The 759-nt window shown below is 56.0% G+C and carries 1 protein-coding gene; it reads right to left on the bottom strand.

Features of this window, described 5'->3' with window-relative positions:
* Positions 1 to 759 (bottom strand): IS630 family transposase (locus O2S87_RS18690; protein WP_475410221.1); only part of this gene is annotated, 759 nt, incomplete at both ends.

Genomic DNA, 759 nt, shown 5'->3' with positions numbered 1-759 from the left:
CAGAATCCGCTCGCCCGGATTCTGCTCGCGTATCTCCTCGAAACACGCGCAAATCCGTTCTTTCTCTTGATTTAGTGGAAACTGGAGGACACTCTCACCGTTGAGAGCATAGAACCCGGCCGCTGGTGTATCGATCTTCACCAGCGGCCGGGTGATCGTCGGTTCGTTCACTGTGTAGAGTCGCTGAGAATTGTCCCATGGTTGTGGGTGCGAGATATCAAAGAACCCGACGGTCGTCCCACCATCTGTTCGGACATCATCGTCAACCGTCCATTCTTCATCACTGTCATCTCCTTCGCGTTTGTTGTGCGGCTCGTCTGGTTCATCCTCGGCGAACGCATCGGAAACGCGTTCGTCGAGTATTTCCGCAGCATTGTCTGGCCGGTCGGGCCTCTCTGTACGCGGAATCGCGTACGAGAGGCCCAGATCATCTAACAACCGCGGCAGATAGTTCGGGTGGTACTCGACATCGAACTCGGTGTTTATGAGGTGCTGAATCTCTTGTTTCTTCCAAGGTTCACCCTCTTCAAGCAGGTCAAGCAGATGCGCTCGCTGCTGGTCGGTGAGCTTCGGGGGGCGGCCGCCCCCGAAGCTCGGAGCAAGGAGTCCAAGACCGCCCTTGTTCCAGAGCTTCGCCCAGCGGCTGCCTGTTGACTGAGACATCCCTACATCATCGGCTGCATCTTCGAGTGTTGCACCTTTGTAGAGCCGTTTGACGAAGATGAGCCGCTTGCTCACCTTCTCGTCATCAGTTTCGGT

The sequence above is a fragment of the Halohasta sp. A2 genome, from assembly GCF_056175805.1.
The sequence above is the reverse complement of the archived record's forward strand: the minus strand, read 5'-3'. Positions and strand labels throughout refer to the sequence as shown.